We start from the raw sequence: 16,596 nt of genomic DNA on the forward strand, positions 1-16,596 counted from the left end.
TGGCGGTATCCTGACAACTGTGCCATTGGTGTGCTTTGCGACGATTTTGCGCACCAAAACACGCTGAGTATGCACAAAAATATTCGCAAATAAATATATGTGCAACATATGTTGCGTTGGCGATCCTGTTCATTTATATTGCGTATCACATTGATTTGGCAACGAACGTTGCATGATCGAATTTCCAGGTCATGAGCCCTCGTTGCACGTTCAGAGGATAAAAGGACAGATACCATGACCCATGTTTTCCACCGCAATCCCCGCAGCAAACTTCCCATGGCCGTTGCGGGTGAAGGCATGGCGCTGATCGACCAGGACGGCAAGCGCTATATCGATGCCTCCGGGGGAGCAGCGGTGTCATGTCTTGGACATGGCCATCCACGTGTCATCGAGGCCATTCGCAAGCAGGTGGGCGAACTGGCCTATGCCCATACATCATTCTTTACGACTGCGCCGGCAGAAGAGTTGGCGACGATGCTGGCCGATACTGCGCCAGGCTCGCTCAATCATGTCTACTTCCTGTCAGGTGGCTCCGAAGCTGTCGAGGCGGCGTTGAAGCTGGCGCGCCAGTACTACGTCGAGACCGGCCAGCCGCAACGGCGCCATATCATCGCGCGCCGGCAGAGCTATCACGGCAATACGCTGGGTGCGCTGGCCATTGGCGGTAACGCATGGCGTCGCGAAATGTTCATGCCGCTGCTGATCGACGCGCATCATGTCTCCCCTTGCTACGCCTATCGCGACCGCGCCGACGGTGAAAGCGATGCGGCCTATGTGCAACGTCTGGCCGATGAACTGGAACAGAAGATTCTCTCTCTCGGCGCCGACCAGGTGATCGCCTTCGTGGCCGAGACGGTAGTCGGTGCAACGGCCGGCGCGGTGCCGCCGGTGGGCGACTACTTCCGCAAGATACGTGAGGTCTGCGACAAATATGGCGTGTTGCTGATCCTGGATGAGGTCATGTCCGGCATGGGCCGCACCGGCTATCTCTTCGCTTGCGAAGAGGATGGCGTCGAACCCGATATCGTCGTGATTGCAAAAGGGCTCGGTGCCGGCTACCAGCCGATAGGCGCCATGATCTGCAGCGACCGCATCTACGATGCCGTGCTGCAAGGTTCGGGATTCTTCCAGCATGGCCACACCTACATCGGTCACGCAACGGCATGCGCCGCAGCCGTCGCCGTACAGAAAACGATTCAGGAAGAACACCTGCTGGAAAACGTGCGCCAGCGCGGAGAACAGTTACGCAGCGAATTGCGCCAGGTGTTCGGCGACCAGGCGCATGTGGGCGATGTCCGTGGCCGCGGCCTGTTCGTCGGTGTGGAGCTGGTGGCCGAGCGCAGCAGCAAGCTGCCGCTGGCCCCGGCTTTGCGCACCCATGCGCGCGTCAAGACCGAAGCCATGCAGCGCGGTCTGCTGGTGTATCCGATGGGCGGCACCATCGATGGCCAGCATGGTGACCACATCCTGCTGGCGCCGCCGTTCATCGCGACGCCAAACGATATCAGCGAGATTGTGCAACGTCTGGCCGAGGCCGTTGCGGCATCGGTCGCCTGAACTTAGAACGCATTTTTCAAGGAGAGGTAAGCGATGAAATGCCTAGTCAATCTGGCCGCACCGGCCGCCATGCTGTCCGTGATGTTGGCCGTACTGCCGCAGCAAACCCGTGCTGCCGATTCCGCGTTGGGCCCGACGCTGCAAAAGATCAAGGATGCCAACCTGATCGCCATCGGCCACCGTACCAGTTCCATTCCGTTTTCTTATTACGACGAGAACCAGCAGGTAATCGGCTATTCGCAAGACCTCTGCAACAAGGTGATCGATGCGGTGAAAACCAAGATCGGCGCGGCCAAACTGGAGGTACGCATGGTGCCGGTCACCTCGCAGAATCGTACGCCCTTGCTGCAGAACGGCACCATCGATCTCGAATGCGGCGTGACCAGCAATCTGAAGAGCCGCTGGCAGCAAGTGTCATTCGCAACCAACTTCTTCGTCGCCAGCAGCCGCATTTTGACCAAGCGCGACAGTGGCATCAAGGACTTCCCCGACCTGGCCGGGAAGGCGGTGGTGACCAATGCCGGCACAACGTCCGAGCAACTGCTGCGCAATCTCAATGAGCACCGCAAGATGGGCATGCAGATCCAGAGCGCCAAGGATTACGGTGAAGCTTTCCTGATCCTGCAATCGGGCCGCGTGGCAGCCTATGTGATGGACGACGTTCTGCTGGCAGGTGCCCGTACCACGGCGCAAAAGCCCAATGACTGGGTGTTGACCGGCAATCCTTTCGGTGCAGAGCCCTATGCGTTCATGGTTCGCCGTGATGATCCGCAATTCAAGCAACTGGTGGACGACACACTGTCCGGCCTGATGAAGAGCGGCGAGATCAAGAAGATGTACGCCAAGTGGTTCACCTTCCCGATTCCACCCAAGAACGTCAGCTTCAACTTCCCGATGTCGGACACCGTCACGAAGTTGTATGCGACACCGAGCGACAAGCCGATGGATTGAGGCAGATAATTGCCGCACCCATTCCTGAGGAGACACGTATGCCCAAGCCCAACCGCCTGCCCGCCATTGTCCGTGAGCAGATGACGCCCGAGCAGGCCGCCATGCTCGATGCCATTCTCGCGGGGCCGCGCAAAAATCTGAACGGCCCTTTCGTGGCCTGGATTCACAGTCCGGCGCTGGGCGAGTTGGCGCAGCGGCTTGGGGCTTTCTGCCGCTACGAGACGGGCCTGCCGCTGCGATTGTCGGAACTGGCGATCCTGGCGACGGCATCCGCATGGCAATCGCAGGCGGAATGGCACATTCACCTGCCAATCGCCGTGGAAGCCGGTCTCGCACCCGAGATCGCGGAACAGATTCGTCAGGGGGCTACGCCGGATTTCCGGGAGGAGGACGAGCGGGTGATCTGGAGTTTCGCCAATGAGTTATACCGCGACAAGCGTGTTTCCGAGCACACCTACGCGGCAGCCGTTGCCATGTTCGGCCTGCCGGTCGTCGTCAATCTGGTGGGATTGCTGGGCTATTACGCCTTGGTGGCAATGACCTTGAACACCTTCGGCATGCGTGCCGAAGGACAAGGCGAGGGGGATTTGCCCTTCGCCGAAACTGTGCTCTGAGCGCCGGAGAAGGAAGCAGTGATGGCATACCAATGGCAATGGTCAGTATTCCTCCAGGTGCCCGGCGCCGGGCAGACCTATCTCGACTGGCTCCTGTCGGGCTTGGGCGTCACGGTCGCACTTGGCCTGTCTGCCTGGATTCTGGCGCTGGCGCTGGGGACCTTCCTCGGCATCCTGCGGACCTTGCCCAATCGCTCCTTGTCCCTTTTTGCGGCGTGCTATGTGGAACTGTTCCGCAATGTGCCGCTGCTGGTGCAGATCTTCATCTGGTATTTCGCCATGCCGGAATTGCTGCCCTGGGGCGATGCAGTCAAAGCGCTACCGCCGATGACGCAACAGTTCCTCATGGCGATGCTATGTCTGGGCATGTTCACGGCGGCCCGGGTTTGCGAACAGGTGCGGTCGGGCATCGAATCCTTGCCGCGCGGCCAGAAGGGGGCCGGTCTGGCGCTCGGTCTGACATTGGGGCAAACCTATCGTTTCGTGCTGCTGCCGATGGCCATGCGCATCGTGCTGCCACCGTTGACGTCAGAATTCCTCAATATTTTCAAGAACTCGGCCGTGGCATCCACCATCGGTCTGCTGGAGCTTGCCGCGCAAGGCCGTCAACTGGTTGACTATACCGCCCAGCCCTATGAAGCATTCATCGCGGTCACGCTGGCCTACATGCTGATCAATATCTGTGTCATGTCCGTCATGCGGATACTGGAACGCAGGACCAGCCTGCCCGGCATGGCTGGCAAGTGAAGGAGAGGGGTATGGCATACGAATTCGATTTCAGCGCGGTGACCCCGGCGGCGCTCAAGGTACTCGGCGATGGCTTGCTGGTGTCGCTCAAGATCACCCTGGTTGCGATTGTGTTCGGCATGGTCTGGGGTACGCTGCTGGCCATGATGCGTTTGTCCAGGCGTGGTCCCTTGCAATGGTTTGCTGCCGGGTATGTGAACCTGTTCCGCTCGATCCCGCTGGTGATGGTGTTGTTGTGGTTTTTCCTGATCGTGCCCCAGTTGCTGCAAAAGCTGTTCGGTCTGTCACCGGCCAACGACCTGCGCATGACTTCGGCGCTGGTGGCGTTCGCCTTGTTTGAAGCGGCGTATTACGCCGAGATCATCCGCGCAGGCATCAATAGCGTGTCGCGCGGACAGATGGCGGCCGCCTATGCACTGGGCCTGACGTATCCGCAAGCCATGGGCATGGTGGTTCTGCCCCAGGCCTTCCGCAACATGGTGCCGCTTCTGCTCACGCAAGGTATCGTCCTGTTCCAGGATACGTCGCTGGTCTATGTCAGCGCACTGGCCGATTTCTTCGGACGCGCCTACAGCATCGGCGAGCGCAATGGCCGCATCATCGAAATGTTGTTTGTTGCTGGTGCGGTGTATTTCATCATCTGCTTTTCCATGTCGCTCATGGTCAAGCGTTACAGGAAGAAAGTCGCGACATGATCACGCTGCAGGATGTATCGAAGTACTACGGCGACTTCAAGGTGCTCTCCGGTTGCAGCGCCACCATTGCCAAAGGAGAAGTGGTGGTGGTCTGCGGACCTTCGGGTTCCGGCAAGTCGACGCTGATCAAGACCATCAATGCGCTGGAGCCGATCCAGGAAGGCAGCATTACGGTCGACGGCATCAAGGTCAACGACCGAAGCACCAACCTGCCCAGGCTGCGCTCGCGGGTTGGCATGGTGTTTCAGCATTTCGAACTGTTTCCCCACCTGACCATCGCCGATAACCTGGCATTGGCGCAGATAAAGGTACTAGGCCGAAAGAAGGACGAGGCCCATCAGCACGGCATGGGATATCTCGAGCGCGTCGGCCTGAAAGCACATGCCGGAAAATATCCCGGCCAGTTGTCCGGAGGGCAGCAGCAGCGTGTCGCGATTGCCCGCGCACTGGCCATGGATCCGATCTGCATGTTGTTCGACGAGCCCACCTCGGCACTCGATCCTGAAATGGTCAATGAGGTCCTGGACGTAATGGTGGAGCTTGCGCAGGAAGGCATGACCATGGTCTGCGTTACCCATGAAATGGGATTCGCCCGCAAGGTTGCCCATCGGGTGATCTTCATGGATCAGGGAAGCATCGTCGAAGACCGCCGCAAGGATGATTTCTTTGCTGGCCGAGGCGATCACTCGGTGCGTAGCAGGCAATTCCTCTCAAAAATTCTTTCGCACTGATACCTCCGTACAGCGCATCGTCGCCGGACGCGCCAGACTGCTACGTTTCAAATGGATCATCGATACCAGCCGGTTGCGCTGGCGTTGAATGACTCCAGGTATCTTCACGTCTATCGTTCTGTTCTCTCGCTTGCCGTGATGAGCAGGATGGGGGCAAAAGACGGCTCAACTTTGGATTCATGGCGCACCTGAAGAGGTCGTTGCTGAACGATTTGTTTCCTTATATAGTTGCGATATGCAACAAGGTGTAAAATCCCGTCGAAATACATCGGCCGACTTGTCGTGGCCTAAATGACATGGAGGGCCTTCTCAGCGCTGTCGAAAGCGTCAGGCCGCCCGTGAAACCCAAGCGTGAGGCACCTTACCGGGGATAGGTCATGGACACAAATAATCCGTTTTCTCGGATCGGCTTCGTAGGGGCTGGCCGAGTCGCCCAGACTCTCGCGGCAGCGTTTTCTCAGGCCGGACATGCCGTGGTCGCGGTTTGCAGCCGAAGCGATACCAATCTTGCCCAATTCCAACTACGCTGCCCTGGTTCGGAAATAGTGGGCTCGCCTCAGGAAGTCGCGGATCAATCATCAATGGTCTTTTTGACCGTGAGCGACGACGTGATCGGCAAGATCTGTGCAGAGGTGTCGTGGGAACCTGGAAGTGCTGTAGTGCACTGCTCGGGAGCCACTGAAGTCTCGGTGCTTGCGTCGGCAAAAGACGTCGGCGCTTTCATTGGAGGATTTCATCCTTTGCAGATGTTTGCCGATCCGGATGTCGCTCTCTCAGGCCTGCCAGGCTGCACTGTCGGAATCGAGGCAGAAGACGCTCTGCTCGAAAAATTGGAGACATTGGCACGCAGTATCGGATGTGTACCGATGTCTCTCCCAGCCGGTATCCGTCCGCTCTATCATGCATCGGCCTATTACGTTGGCCCCTTCCTGATTGCGCTGCTGAAAGAGGGCGCGAAGCTGTGGGCGCACTTCGGTGCGTCAGAGCGTCAAGCGATGGAGGCACTGATGCCGCTTCTTCGAGGGACCATGGCAGCCGTGCAACATGCAGGACTGGCAAATGGAATGGGAGGTTGTGTCGCGCGGGGGGATATCGGAACGATCCAGAAGCATTTGGTTTCGCTGGAGCAAACGGATTCAGCAGCTGCGGGCTTGTATCGTGAACTGGCATTGCGCAACGTTCCTTTGGCGCTGGAACGCGGCACGATAAACCTGTTACAGGCACGGCAAATCGAGGAGCTTCTCGGACGAACGCGTAGTGCTGTCTTGTAGGGCTTGGAGCTAAGGCTATGAAGCTGGGCGCCCTGGCTCTCTGGCTGAGAGCTGAGAGACACGCTCCCCCAACACGCCGAGTTTCTGGCAAAGCGAGTATTGCTCAAGCTTCGAGGCCAGCAAGAGAACCGGGTTATCTTCGCTGATAGACAACGCCTTGAACCAAGACTTCATCAGGTTCTGATTTTTCGTCGAAGCGCTTATGCGCTTCAGAAATGGCGAGCTGGTTATTGTTTGCCCAATTCACTAGCGCCATCACTGGCTCTAACAAAGTTGTTCCCAGTTCTGTGAGCTCATAATCAACTCGCGGAGGAATCGTTGGATACATCGTTCGTGTTATCAGCCCGTCGCGCTCCAGCCCACGCAAGGTCAAGGTCAGCATCCGTTGCGAAATTCCGTCGATGCCTCGCTTCAATTCGTTAAAGCGCAGCGAACCATTGGCCAACATGGCGACAATATAAAGGCTCCACTTATCGCCGATGCGATTCAGGATTTCACGGGTTGCCAGACAACCACCAGCATCGGGAGCGGGCATAGCGGCAGGTAGCTCGATGTGACCAAGTGACATGAGTGTGCCTTCTTGTGGGGAAACGGCAGGAACTATACCATCGTTCGTATGAAATGGTAAGTCAACCTACTTTGGTTGCTTAGTTCTCATTTGATACCTTGGAGCCGTCATGAGCCACATCCTGCTTGTCACTTCCAGTCCACGTGGGCTGGAAAGTCTTTCCACCCGTTTTGCAGCCGAAATCGCTGAAGGCCTCCAAGCTCGCTCGGGCGGCGTGCTTACCGTACGCGACCTTACCGTCAGTCCGCCTCCACACATCACATCAGCTTACATCCAGGGTCGGATCATTTCTCCCGAAGATCGTACGGGGGAACAGGCTGAGGCAGTGAAGGTCGCCCAAACCTTCGTTGAGGAGTTGAAGACCGCCGATGTGATCGTGCTCGGTTCAGGGATGATCAACTTCGGTCCATCCTCGCAGCTCAAGGCGTGGTTCGATCACGTCACTTGGCCGGGCGTCACTTTCAGCTATGGCGACACCGGACCGAAAGGACTGCTGACCGGCAAGAAGGTCTATCTGGTTACCGCGGCGGGCGGCATATTCTCGGAAGGTGCCTGGGCACCGTTCGACTTTCAGACCAGTTATGTGCTGCATCTGCTCGGTTTCATCGGCCTTACCGACGTCGAAATTGTGTGCATCGAAGGTACGGTTTTTGGTCCTGATGCAGTGAAGGCTGCAGTCGCCAGCGCCGAAACGACCGTCATGGCCTTGTTGGCGAAGGCTGCGTGATCTCATGGCCGTGAGCAAAAACATCGCGCTGTTCGGGGCGACCGGACCAACCGGAAGGCACATCATTGAGGAGGCCCTGAAGCAGGGCTACAAGTTGTCAGTCTATACGCGAGACGCCAAGAAGCTCGCCTCCTTTGCGGGAAGGGTCGATATCGTCGTCGGCAACCTGCAAGATCAAGATGCCATTGCGAAGTGCATCCAAGGTGCTGATGCGGTCATTAGCGCCCTTGGTCCCAATAGCCTCAAGGTGCAAGGAGATAAGCCGGTCATGCAGGGTGTGGTCAACATCATCGCCGCGATGAAGCAAGCAGGCGTGCGCCGTCTTATCCAAATTTCCACGGCTGCTTACAGCGATCCCAAGGATGGCTTTGCCTTCAAAACCCAAGCATTCGCGCTGTTGTTCAAAGTTATCGCGCGAAAGGGATATGAGGACATCAAAGCGACCGGCGAATTGATCGCCAATTCTGACTTGGATTGGACATTGGTGCGCATCCCTAACCTCAAAGAGGGTCCTGCCGGTGGCAACGTGGATGTGGGGTGGTATGGAAAGACCCACCTCAACACGAAGCTTTCAAGAGGCAATCTTGCCAAGTTCTTGGTGGATCAGGTGACCGATAAGAAATTTCTGCGTGCTGCGCCGGGTATCGCTAACCACTGAAGCCGGAACGTCTCGACAAGGTTCGGGAGGAGCACTCCCATTGATGTCACCTACGTCAATGGCAGAAACATTGTCTGGGGAGCTCTTTTCGTGATTATCAAGAAAGCTATCTTGGAGTTCAGGTCATGAGTGGATTCACCCATGCTGATGTACCCGATCAATCGGGGAAAACCTTTATCATCACCGGCGCCAACACCGGCATAGGATTTGAAATAGCCAACACGTTGGCGGCGCGCCGAGCCAGGGTGCTTCTCGCGTGCCGTGACGAGACCAAAGCGCAGGCCGCTATTAGCCGGATTCGCCGTAAGACTCCTGAAGCGAATCTGGCATTCTTGTCGCTTGACCTGGCAGACCTGGCGAGCGTGCAGACTGCCGCCAAACTGGCCCAAAGGGAGGCGCGCATTGATGCGCTGATCAACAATGCGGGTGTGCAGGGGCCGAAGCTGAAGCACACGGCACAAGGCTTCGAACTGACATTCGGTGTCAATCATCTTGGTAGCTTTGCGTTCACCTCACTCATGTTGCCCAAGCTCATGGAAACATCCGGGGCGCGCGTCGTCGTCACTGGCAGCGGTCTGCACAAGGGCGCGAAGATCGATTGGGACGATCTCAATGCAGAGAAAAGTTACAAGTGGATGCCTCGTTATGCAGCCAGCAAACTCGCGAATCTGCTTTTTATCTGTGAGTTGGATCGGCGACTGCGAGCGGCGGGTGCGCCTATTACGGCAGTGGCTTGCCATCCCGGTCTTGCTGGTACCAACCTTGCGCGCGATAACTGGTGGGGAAACGTCGCCATGGCATTGATCGGCCTGTTCTTCAACACGCCAGCTCAGGGCGCCTGCGGGGCATTGCAGGCAGCGACCGGCCAAATAAAGCCAGGCGGTTATTACGGCCCGACGAAAACATCCGAATTGCGAGGGCCCTCTGGTGAATGCACCCCGTCCCCGGATGCGCAGAACCCGGAACTCGCCAAAAGACTATGGGATATATCGGTTCAACTGACCGGAATCGATCCCGCACTACCGTCCAATTCATAGCGTACAGATCGAATCACGAGAACATTACCATGCAGATAGACCTATACACTGACATTACATGCCCGTGGTGCTTCGTCGGGCATCATCGTCTTGATAAAGTGCTGGCGGAGTATTTTCCCAGCTTGGTCGTTGATATTCGGCACCATCCAGTACTGCTTCTTCCTGATGCGCCGGCGGGCGGCATCTACATTCCTGATTTGCTGCAGTCTCGTTACGGGATAACCGATCCAAAAATCGCCTTCGCCCGGCCTGAAGGAGAAGCCCACGCTTCAGGATTCCACCTGGATCTTGGTCGACAGCTTTGGGCCTATGCTGACCTGCTCCCCAATTTAGTACGAGAACGACTTGGAGTCTGCGGTTAAAAAAGTCTCTGCAAACTGTTGCGGCGTCAGGTACCCAAGGGAACTATGCGGCCTCTCAAAATTGTATTCTCGTCGCCAGGCGGCAATGACTTCCCGAGCATGCCGCATCGAAACAAACCAATGTTCATTCAGGCATTCATCCCGAAACTTGCCGTTGAAACTCTCGATGTAGGCATTCTGCTGCGGCTTGCCAGGTTCAATGAAGTTCAGCTTTAATCCGTGTGCATAGGCCCAGGCATCGAGCACCTTACCGGCGAACTCGGGGCCGTTGTCGATGGTAATCGATTGCGGCAATCCTCGAAGCTCTGATAGTCGCGACAGCACCGATACGACCCGTGTGCCTGGCAGCGACGTATCAACCTCGATAGCCAGACATTCCTTGGTGAAGTCGTCCACGATGTTCAGGCAGCGCAATCGGCGACCATCAGCCAATCCATCCGATACAAAGTCCATCGACCAGCTCTGATTGGACATCGTCGTCCGAACCTTCAATTGCCGCTCCACGCCCGCAATCCGCTTCCTCTTGCGGCGCCTGACGCTCAGGCCTGCCTGCCGATACACCCGAAGCAGCTTCTTTCGATTGACCTGCCATCCTTCCCGCTGCATCAATACATGCAGACGCCGATAGCCATATCGGCGTTTTATGGCCGCCAGTTCGCAAAGACGTTGACGCAACTCCTCATCGTCAGGACGACGGGATTCGTAGTGATACAAGGAACGAGAAATTCCTATTAGCCCGCAGGCACGGGTTACGCCTAGACCGTGAACATGCATGATGTGCGTCACGGCGCTTCGCCTATCCTGCGGGCTTACCACTTTCGGCCGAGAACATCCTTTAGCGCAGCGTTGTCCAGCAGGCTTTCTGCCAGCAGCTTCTTGAGCTTGGCATTCTCGGCCTCCAGAGCCTTGAGCCGTTGGGCTTCGGATACCGTCATCCCGCCGAACTTGGATTTCCAGTTGTAGTACGTCGCGTCGCTGATGCCATGCTTCCGGCAAACCTCGGCTACTTTCATACCGGCTTCGGCTTCCTTGAGTACGCCGATAATTTGCTCTTCGGTAAATCGTTTCTTCATGCTGCCTCCGTATGGGGCAGACTCTACATCATTGCCGTACTAATCTCGGGGAGCAGGTCAATGCGACTCAAGCTGCCCATGCCGTTATCCAGGCAGCAGCAGGTACCAGTAACCAGCATCGGCTTGCCGTTGCCATCAGCGACGCTTACTTCGTCGAAGCGAAAAACATCTCCAATGCTGATGTATTGGCCGAAATCGCGGCCAACTACGGTTTCGGCCGCGATCAGATGCGTGCCATTGCACTTGATCCCGAACAGATTCGCCGCGTCGAGCAAGAAGCCGCCAAGTCGGCCGCCGCTGATGTCCGTTCGGTTCCTCACTTCATCTTTGGGGAAAGCATTTCCATCAATGGCGGACGCAGCGAAGACGAGATTGCTTCGGCAATACAGGCGACTTTGGGCGAAATTTCTCCTTGAGGCGCGTCTTCGTCTTCTAGGGGCAACCCTCCGGGAGAGGCCGCCAAGCGTCGCCTGCCGTTGTTGCAGCTCCTTGCCGTAGCACCACTACGGCGCGTCGCTGCGCCTAGGCAGACAACGCTTGGCGACCTCTCGCACTCGCAGATTTAATGTGAACAGGCCCTAGTCCCTTAATGGGAATTCGCCCGAGTGATGATTCGATAAGATAAGGGCGGCTCATGGCAGCATGGCATGGTTGAACGCGCCATCCGAACGCTGAAGGAGCGGTGTGCCCATCGGCATCGCTTCGAAACATTGCAGCACGCCAGTCGCATTATTGGCGACTGGATCACAGCTTCTATCACCACCGCCGGCCGCATCACGCGCTGGGGATGAAGACACCAGCTGAGGCGTTTGCTTTAGCTGCTGGAGGTGAGCAGGTTTGGATGGGTCATTACTGCAGCACGTTCGACAAACAAAGACTCTTCTCAAAATAAAAGCCACCCGTATTAGGTGGCTTTGTATTTTTGGGGCTAAGTCAATTTCCGACCAACTTTATTTGTTGTCGTCACGAGTGACTACAGTAAATAAAGTTGGTCGGAAACGCCGATGCTAAGTATTTGATTTTAAAGATATCAAATTTTCTGTCAAAGTTGGTCGGGCTATAGCGATATAGCTAATTCAAAGAGGAGTGCAGAAAATAAAGTTAGTCGCATCCTGGACGCGACGAACAAAAAAACCGAAGGCGCTTCTCCGGAGAGTGGGCGTTCAGCCGGTGACTGGTCCATCGGTATATAGTGGTAGACAATACTTCTTTAAGCGTTCATATTTTTCCGAACTTGAAGGTTAGTTGTTCATTTCCCAAGCATCGTCGGTTTCCCAACTACGACGCACAGTATTGATGAAATACAATTGTAAGGGGGTGAAAGTGGCACATAGCAATTTACGCGTTCAGAAGCACCGCGACGCACTGCGCAGGGCGGGACTTCGCCCGGTGCAAATCTGGGTACCTGATACGCGACGCCCGGGCTTTATGGAGGAGTGCCGTCGCCAATGCATTCTTGTAGCTCAAGCCGATAGCGCAGATAGAGCCACGCGACGGTTCATGGACGAAACGCTGGCAGATATAGAAGGCTGGACGGAGTGATACTGGGCGACTCTCCTAACCCAATTCGTGCTTTGATGATTCGGACGAACTTGCTCTGCAGGTACGCTAACGTCAAGCCGTTGGCTATCAACCACAGTATCTGGTTACGCCTCCACTTCGTATCACGATGCAATGGAGTGCTGAAAATAGCACATAGAGAGCTTGGCAAATGGAAATGACTGTGAGATGCGAAAAGGTGTTGACCGGCATTCGGCAGTATCACCTTCGGCAAAGTAAGTGTTTTCGTAAGTCAAGTCCGGTGTGGCAAAGTTACCAAAATTTGGTGATATTTTTCAGCAAATACCCGCTATTAGCGCTACACTTATGCCGTGAGCTTGAGGACAAGCGGGCGAGAGCCTCCCCCACAAGACAAATGCTTCTGAAGCGGCCCACTAAACGTGGGCCGTTTTCATTTTACGGCGGCTTTTGTCTAGCTAGACATTGTCAGAAGCGACGTGGAATGAACTGAGCGAATTAGCGTTGGTCTTTCAAGTTAGCTAAATTGAGCACCTACTGTTTTTAAGCTGGCTAAGAACAGGATTTTCATTTTTAGCCGCAAATGCGCAGGCAAGCGAGGCGAACACAAGGTAGGGCAATAGCCTCTGCTGATTTGCTCGCGGAATTGACCCTCTCCATTTGTGACCCACCTTCCATTGCCTCCCGAAGGCTGCCACACGGTCATACGACCCTTCATATCCCAGCTCCCTTAAGTCTAGAAACATCTGTTTCAGGGTTCGCCTCTGCTTGCGCGATTTGACCGCCTCAGCGCTGAGCCAGGCTGAAAGTCTAGGCGCGAATTCATCTAGGGCACTGGATGATTGCCTGGATGGGTAGGAAGGCTCGATCGCTCCGGATCGGATATAACGACGAACCGTGTTTCGAGAGATGTCCAGCCGGCGGGAGATTTCCCTGATCGAGATGCGGTCGCGGATGTACCAGCGGCGAATAATTCCAAGTAGGGCCACGTCTATCACTCCGATCTCCCCCTCGTTGTCATGAGCAGGATTGTGGTCTAAACATGAGTCAACTTAGGATGCAAATTTCCTGGAAAAGTGGGTCAGTTTTCAGTGCAATTCAACACTCCATCTGGTCATACTCGGCAAGGCTAGCTTTCCACAACGCCTCGAAAAATCCTGCCGCCTCCTACTCCAGAAAACGGCCTCTCTTGAAATTCGAGTGGGTCGGGTGCCAGCTGGTATGCTTGCCGTTATTGACCTACTCTCGCACCATCAGCGCAATCGAGTACTAATTCAGCGAAGCCCTAATGCTAAATAAACTTTTACAGCTCGTTCTGACAGGTATCTTTCTGTTTTTTTCATCTGGTCTATGTGCGGAGGAAAATACAATCACGCGTACGCAGAATAATTCCTGGCAATTAGTACGTCTTCCTCTACAAGCATCCGAAAATAGCGTACCTGCCAACCTCATGCTGGCAATGCATGCAATGCCAACTGAGACAGCACCTCGGCGGATTATCTTGTTTATTTCCCGAAACACGACCGCCAATGTAGATTCATTCTTGAGATTCAAGACGCCCCTGCTGCGTATCGCAACTGCTCTCAGCCAACACGGCGTGCTCTTAGCCTATGCCGATGCGCCCAGCGATGCCCAAGGACGGCATGTCGATCATCGGCCATGGGAATTCAAACGAGATCTGCAACAATCACTAAGTTATCTGCATACAAAATTTCCAGACACTCCAATCGACCTCGCAGCTGTTGGCGATGCAGCCAAGCCACTACTGGATATATTGAATTCTTTGGACGGCGCTAGCAGAGCCGTGATCCTCAATGGAAATTTTTTGACGGCTCGTCTTAGTGACTGGAGTGATCTCAAATCACGGATACTTTTGATACACAGCCCTGGAACAGCATGTTTCCTCACTCCTTTTTACGAGGCGAAACTGGTTGCTGATAAAAATCAATTTACGCTGGTTCAAGCCGGCTACCCGACACAAGACACTGATGCCAGTTGTAATGTCTCAGAACAGTACGGCTTCCACAATCTGGACCAACAACTTATCGATGTTCTCCTAAAATGGCAATCAGGCGCAGCTTTACCGCATGTCATTGGATTCTCGCCACCAGCAATTGCCTGGCGTGAGGAGGTAATTCAATATACGGCTCCTGCGGTCATTGGCACAAATCAGCTCGAAATGACGATGCTCTTTCCTACAGGGACAGGGCCTTTTCCAGTACTGATTCTCAACCATGGAGATGTGTTTCCGGACGATGCTGCGGTCAAGGAACATCAGCGTGTACGCTTGGCGTCGATCTCGGCTGAGTTTCTCAAAAACGGTATTGCGGTTGCCCTCCCAACTCGATCAGGCATTGGGTTGTCCGAAGGTGGTTATACCCAGATAGGATCCCTTCAGAATTCAGATCCACTTTACATGCCTAGCTTTCATGCAAAAAGTATTCTTCCTGCGATTAACTATTTGCGTTCCAGAACAGATATTGACTCGCACCGCATGATCATCGGAGGTCAATCTTCTGGTGGATATGCTGCGATGTATATCGCCAGTCTCAATCTGGAAGGAGTGATTGGCGCAATCGATTTTGCCGGCGGCCAGAGTGATGCGCCCATCACTGGCCTTCCGCACTATCTCAATCCCACCATGGTGAATGGCTTTTCCATTCTGGGAAAAACAACCCAGATTCCAACCCTATGGTTATTCGCTGAAAATGACAGCCGTTATACCGCGAATACTATTCGCGTGTCCTACGACTCGTTTATCCATGCCGGCGGCAAGGGCAAGCTTGTTCTGGTGCCTCCCATTCCCGGGGATGGGCATTATCTCTATCTTTCACCTCAACTATGGCGGGACGAAATTCCGCTATTTCTCAAGGAGATCGGGATAAACAATACATCGGCGCAGAAAACACCTTCACCCGCGAGTAACTAGAACTCATTTCATAAATAGGGTCTGTTAACTTTTTCTCGAGCCTGTTAACTTCTTCGTATGGCACGAAGAGAAGAACTAACAGACGAACGATGGGCTCTGCTGGAACGCAGACTCCAAGTCGTTCTCGTACTAAATTGGAGTGCAGGTCACCCCCGTTAACGGCAAAGCGACCAGTTGTCCGGATAGTCCCACACAATGCTCTCACGGAAGCTGCCATCGCTAACTCTTCCCCTTGCGCGTTGTACAGCGCGTATCTGGATTTTGTCAGCTGAGACGCCTTCGGTGAATCCGACTTGAACCCATTCTTGAACTGGAGTGGTCCGGCAAAGCTTCGTGCCAATCTGCCGTTTCTGAGGCAGCTCCGCTTTGTTCTTTTCCGCCACTGCAGCCAGCACCGGCTTACGTTGCATGGTACTTGTCCGCGCAATGCGCTACTCCTGGTCCGCCGACGGCAAGTTTTCACCCAGCTTTTTCAACCCATCGACAAAGCCGACAATCATGTCGCGACAAAGCTCGAACGTGATTCCTTGGACATGTTCTTGGATAGTCGTAACCGGCTTATAACCATCATTTCCGGCGACACGCCCTTGCAGAGTACGGCCTGCCATGAGCTTGATACTACGATTCCCTTGATATGCGGCATCGACGAGTGCAGTCGGAAGGTCGGTGAGCTGGTTCCAAGAACAACCACTACCAATACTGCTGAAGCACTTGAAGTTCTTAATGGCGCCTATGTTCTCAGAAAGTCTTAGCTTAGAAAATTTACTGGTAATCGCCGTCAAGGCTGGCTTCAAGATCTGCTCTCCTCTATCTAGGTCTCTATAAAGCGCGCGAAATTTCGTCATTTTCTAATGAACTGAGACGAATTTTGTAGTCCCCAGATGAGTGAATTCTTTATGCTTTCCAACAAAGCTTCTGAACAATAGCGTGGCCCGGTGTGATCGCTCTATCCAATCCGACCGTTTGCTTCACGTCACCAATCATCAGATTCGATACACATCCTACAATAAGGTCCACCGGTGTTTTCGACCGGACGCGGGAGAGCTGCCAACGCAGCTTTCCATTGCGCAAGCGCCGTTCTCACGCTCGGGTGGTCTTCCTTCGCTTGCGGAGTCAGCTCGTTCAACGAACGAACAAACTCGTGGGCAGGCATGATCA

The 16,596-nt window shown here is 54.8% G+C and carries 19 protein-coding genes and 1 pseudogene; 15 read left to right on the plus strand and 5 right to left on the minus strand.

Annotated features, from left to right (window positions below; all coding sequences use genetic code 11):
* The first annotated feature begins 234 nt into the window (after positions 1-234).
* The 7 genes from ACVC5H_RS02825 (at position 235) to ACVC5H_RS02855 (ending at position 6,566) form a co-directional block, all read left to right on the plus strand.
* Positions 235-1,557: an aspartate aminotransferase family protein gene (locus ACVC5H_RS02825; protein ID WP_489620909.1), complete on the plus strand. Its 1,323-nt coding sequence runs from the start codon at positions 235-237 to the stop codon at positions 1,555-1,557.
* A gap of 69 nt (positions 1,558-1,626) precedes the next feature.
* Positions 1,627-2,508 (plus strand): transporter substrate-binding domain-containing protein, encoded by an 882-nt coding sequence (locus tag ACVC5H_RS02830; protein ID WP_489622644.1) that lies wholly within the window; start codon positions 1,627-1,629, stop codon positions 2,506-2,508.
* A 38-nt stretch (positions 2,509-2,546) separates the two neighbouring features.
* Positions 2,547-3,122 carry a carboxymuconolactone decarboxylase family protein gene (locus tag ACVC5H_RS02835; RefSeq protein ID WP_489620910.1) on the plus strand — a complete coding sequence of 192 codons (576 nt, stop codon included), beginning with the start codon at positions 2,547-2,549 and terminating at the stop codon, positions 3,120-3,122.
* A 21-nt stretch (positions 3,123-3,143) separates the two neighbouring features.
* Positions 3,144-3,869, plus strand: coding sequence for an amino acid ABC transporter permease (locus ACVC5H_RS02840; protein ID WP_489620911.1), 726 nt, complete (start codon positions 3,144-3,146; stop codon positions 3,867-3,869).
* Positions 3,870-3,880: 11 nt separating this feature from the next.
* Positions 3,881-4,564, plus strand: coding sequence for a glutamate/aspartate ABC transporter permease GltK (gene gltK, locus ACVC5H_RS02845; protein WP_489620912.1), 684 nt, complete (start codon positions 3,881-3,883; stop codon positions 4,562-4,564).
* Positions 4,561-5,295 (plus strand): amino acid ABC transporter ATP-binding protein, encoded by a 735-nt coding sequence (locus ACVC5H_RS02850; RefSeq protein ID WP_489620913.1) that lies wholly within the window; start codon positions 4,561-4,563, stop codon positions 5,293-5,295. Before gltK ends, ACVC5H_RS02850 begins: the two co-directional genes overlap by 4 nt.
* Before the next feature lie 377 nt (positions 5,296-5,672).
* On the plus strand, positions 5,673-6,566 hold the full coding sequence (locus ACVC5H_RS02855; protein WP_489620914.1) for a Rossmann-like and DUF2520 domain-containing protein: 894 nt from the start codon (positions 5,673-5,675) through the stop codon (positions 6,564-6,566).
* A 133-nt stretch (positions 6,567-6,699) separates the two neighbouring features.
* Here ACVC5H_RS02855 and ACVC5H_RS02860 read toward each other — a convergent pair whose 3' ends face one another.
* A complete protein-coding gene (locus ACVC5H_RS02860; protein ID WP_489620915.1) occupies positions 6,700-7,134 on the minus strand; it encodes a winged helix-turn-helix transcriptional regulator in 435 nt (144 codons plus the stop codon).
* 109 nt (positions 7,135-7,243) lie between these two features.
* On the opposite strand from ACVC5H_RS02860, the gene ACVC5H_RS02865 reads away from it, so the two are divergent.
* The 4 genes from ACVC5H_RS02865 to ACVC5H_RS02880 all read left to right on the plus strand — a co-directional run bounded on the left by ACVC5H_RS02865 (position 7,244) and on the right by ACVC5H_RS02880 (position 9,918).
* Positions 7,244-7,861 (plus strand): FMN-dependent NADH-azoreductase, encoded by a 618-nt coding sequence (locus ACVC5H_RS02865; RefSeq protein WP_489620916.1) that lies wholly within the window; start codon positions 7,244-7,246, stop codon positions 7,859-7,861.
* Positions 7,862-7,865: 4 nt separating this feature from the next.
* Entirely contained in the window at positions 7,866-8,519 is a 654-nt protein-coding gene (locus tag ACVC5H_RS02870) for an NAD(P)-dependent oxidoreductase (protein WP_489620917.1), read from the plus strand.
* A gap of 125 nt (positions 8,520-8,644) precedes the next feature.
* Positions 8,645-9,556 carry an oxidoreductase gene (locus ACVC5H_RS02875; RefSeq protein WP_489620918.1) on the plus strand — a complete coding sequence of 304 codons (912 nt, stop codon included), beginning with the start codon at positions 8,645-8,647 and terminating at the stop codon, positions 9,554-9,556.
* 29 nt (positions 9,557-9,585) lie between these two features.
* Positions 9,586-9,918 carry a DsbA family protein gene (locus ACVC5H_RS02880; RefSeq protein WP_489620919.1) on the plus strand — a complete coding sequence of 111 codons (333 nt, stop codon included), beginning with the start codon at positions 9,586-9,588 and terminating at the stop codon, positions 9,916-9,918.
* Here the strand turns inward: ACVC5H_RS02880 and ACVC5H_RS02885 are convergent.
* A protein-coding gene (locus tag ACVC5H_RS02885) for an IS3 family transposase (protein ID WP_489620920.1) occupies positions 9,886-10,991 on the minus strand; the annotation gives its coding sequence in 2 pieces (ribosomal slippage) (positions 9,886-10,745 and positions 10,745-10,991; 1,107 coding nt in all). The two genes, ACVC5H_RS02880 and ACVC5H_RS02885, sit on opposite strands and share 33 nt — an antisense overlap.
* 11 nt (positions 10,992-11,002) lie before the next feature.
* Between ACVC5H_RS02885 and ACVC5H_RS02890 the strand changes: the two genes are divergently transcribed.
* From ACVC5H_RS02890 to ACVC5H_RS02900, 3 genes are all read left to right on the plus strand, one after another.
* Positions 11,003-11,407, plus strand: a complete 405-nt coding sequence (locus ACVC5H_RS02890; protein ID WP_489620921.1) for a DsbA family protein — start codon at positions 11,003-11,005, stop codon at positions 11,405-11,407.
* A 231-nt stretch (positions 11,408-11,638) separates the two neighbouring features.
* Positions 11,639-11,782 carry a hypothetical protein gene (locus ACVC5H_RS02895; protein ID WP_489620922.1) on the plus strand — a complete coding sequence of 48 codons (144 nt, stop codon included), beginning with the start codon at positions 11,639-11,641 and terminating at the stop codon, positions 11,780-11,782.
* 505 nt (positions 11,783-12,287) lie between these two features.
* Complete coding sequence (locus ACVC5H_RS02900) at positions 12,288-12,533, plus strand: antitoxin MazE family protein (RefSeq protein WP_489622645.1); 246 nt, start codon at positions 12,288-12,290, stop codon at positions 12,531-12,533.
* Positions 12,534-13,183: 650 nt separating this feature from the next.
* Here the strand turns inward: ACVC5H_RS02900 and ACVC5H_RS02905 are convergent.
* Positions 13,184-13,507 (minus strand): annotated as a pseudogene (locus ACVC5H_RS02905) (winged helix-turn-helix transcriptional regulator); the annotation flags it as partial.
* 290 nt (positions 13,508-13,797) lie between these two features.
* Between ACVC5H_RS02905 and ACVC5H_RS02910 the strand changes: the two are divergent.
* On the plus strand, positions 13,798-15,438 hold the full coding sequence (locus ACVC5H_RS02910; protein ID WP_489620923.1) for an alpha/beta hydrolase family protein: 1,641 nt from the start codon (positions 13,798-13,800) through the stop codon (positions 15,436-15,438).
* Between the two features lie 155 nt (positions 15,439-15,593).
* Here ACVC5H_RS02910 and ACVC5H_RS02915 read toward each other — a convergent pair whose 3' ends face one another.
* Together ACVC5H_RS02915 and ACVC5H_RS02920 are read right to left on the minus strand one after the other, a co-directional pair.
* A complete protein-coding gene (locus ACVC5H_RS02915; protein WP_489620924.1) occupies positions 15,594-15,848 on the minus strand; it encodes a hypothetical protein in 255 nt (84 codons plus the stop codon).
* A 21-nt stretch (positions 15,849-15,869) separates the two neighbouring features.
* A complete protein-coding gene (locus ACVC5H_RS02920; protein WP_489620925.1) occupies positions 15,870-16,232 on the minus strand; it encodes a hypothetical protein in 363 nt (120 codons plus the stop codon).
* Between the last annotated feature and the right edge of the window lie 364 nt (positions 16,233-16,596).

This window comes from Herbaspirillum sp. Her3 (genome assembly GCF_057961275.1).

Excerpts from the sequence above, each read along its gene's own strand:
- ACVC5H_RS02825 (WP_489620909.1), top strand. The coding sequence starts at position 235 with ATGACCCATGTTTTCCACCGCAATCCCCGCAGCAAACTTCCCATGGCC.
- ACVC5H_RS02830 (WP_489622644.1), top strand. The coding sequence starts at position 1,627 with ATGCTGTCCGTGATGTTGGCCGTACTGCCGCAGCAAACCCGTGCTGCC.
- ACVC5H_RS02835 (WP_489620910.1), top strand. The coding sequence starts at position 2,547 with ATGCCCAAGCCCAACCGCCTGCCCGCCATTGTCCGTGAGCAGATGACG.
- ACVC5H_RS02840 (WP_489620911.1), top strand. The coding sequence starts at position 3,144 with ATGGCATACCAATGGCAATGGTCAGTATTCCTCCAGGTGCCCGGCGCC.
- gltK (WP_489620912.1), top strand. The coding sequence starts at position 3,881 with ATGGCATACGAATTCGATTTCAGCGCGGTGACCCCGGCGGCGCTCAAG.
- ACVC5H_RS02850 (WP_489620913.1), top strand. The coding sequence starts at position 4,561 with ATGATCACGCTGCAGGATGTATCGAAGTACTACGGCGACTTCAAGGTG.
- ACVC5H_RS02855 (WP_489620914.1), top strand. The coding sequence starts at position 5,673 with ATGGACACAAATAATCCGTTTTCTCGGATCGGCTTCGTAGGGGCTGGC.
- ACVC5H_RS02860 (WP_489620915.1), bottom strand. The coding sequence starts at position 7,134 with ATGTCACTTGGTCACATCGAGCTACCTGCCGCTATGCCCGCTCCCGAT.
- ACVC5H_RS02865 (WP_489620916.1), top strand. The coding sequence starts at position 7,244 with ATGAGCCACATCCTGCTTGTCACTTCCAGTCCACGTGGGCTGGAAAGT.
- ACVC5H_RS02870 (WP_489620917.1), top strand. The coding sequence starts at position 7,866 with ATGGCCGTGAGCAAAAACATCGCGCTGTTCGGGGCGACCGGACCAACC.
- ACVC5H_RS02875 (WP_489620918.1), top strand. The coding sequence starts at position 8,645 with ATGAGTGGATTCACCCATGCTGATGTACCCGATCAATCGGGGAAAACC.
- ACVC5H_RS02880 (WP_489620919.1), top strand. The coding sequence starts at position 9,586 with ATGCAGATAGACCTATACACTGACATTACATGCCCGTGGTGCTTCGTC.
- ACVC5H_RS02890 (WP_489620921.1), top strand. The coding sequence starts at position 11,003 with ATGGGGCAGACTCTACATCATTGCCGTACTAATCTCGGGGAGCAGGTC.
- ACVC5H_RS02895 (WP_489620922.1), top strand. The coding sequence starts at position 11,639 with ATGGTTGAACGCGCCATCCGAACGCTGAAGGAGCGGTGTGCCCATCGG.
- ACVC5H_RS02900 (WP_489622645.1), top strand. The coding sequence starts at position 12,288 with ATGAAATACAATTGTAAGGGGGTGAAAGTGGCACATAGCAATTTACGC.
- ACVC5H_RS02910 (WP_489620923.1), top strand. The coding sequence starts at position 13,798 with ATGCTAAATAAACTTTTACAGCTCGTTCTGACAGGTATCTTTCTGTTT.
- ACVC5H_RS02915 (WP_489620924.1), bottom strand. The coding sequence starts at position 15,848 with ATGCAACGTAAGCCGGTGCTGGCTGCAGTGGCGGAAAAGAACAAAGCG.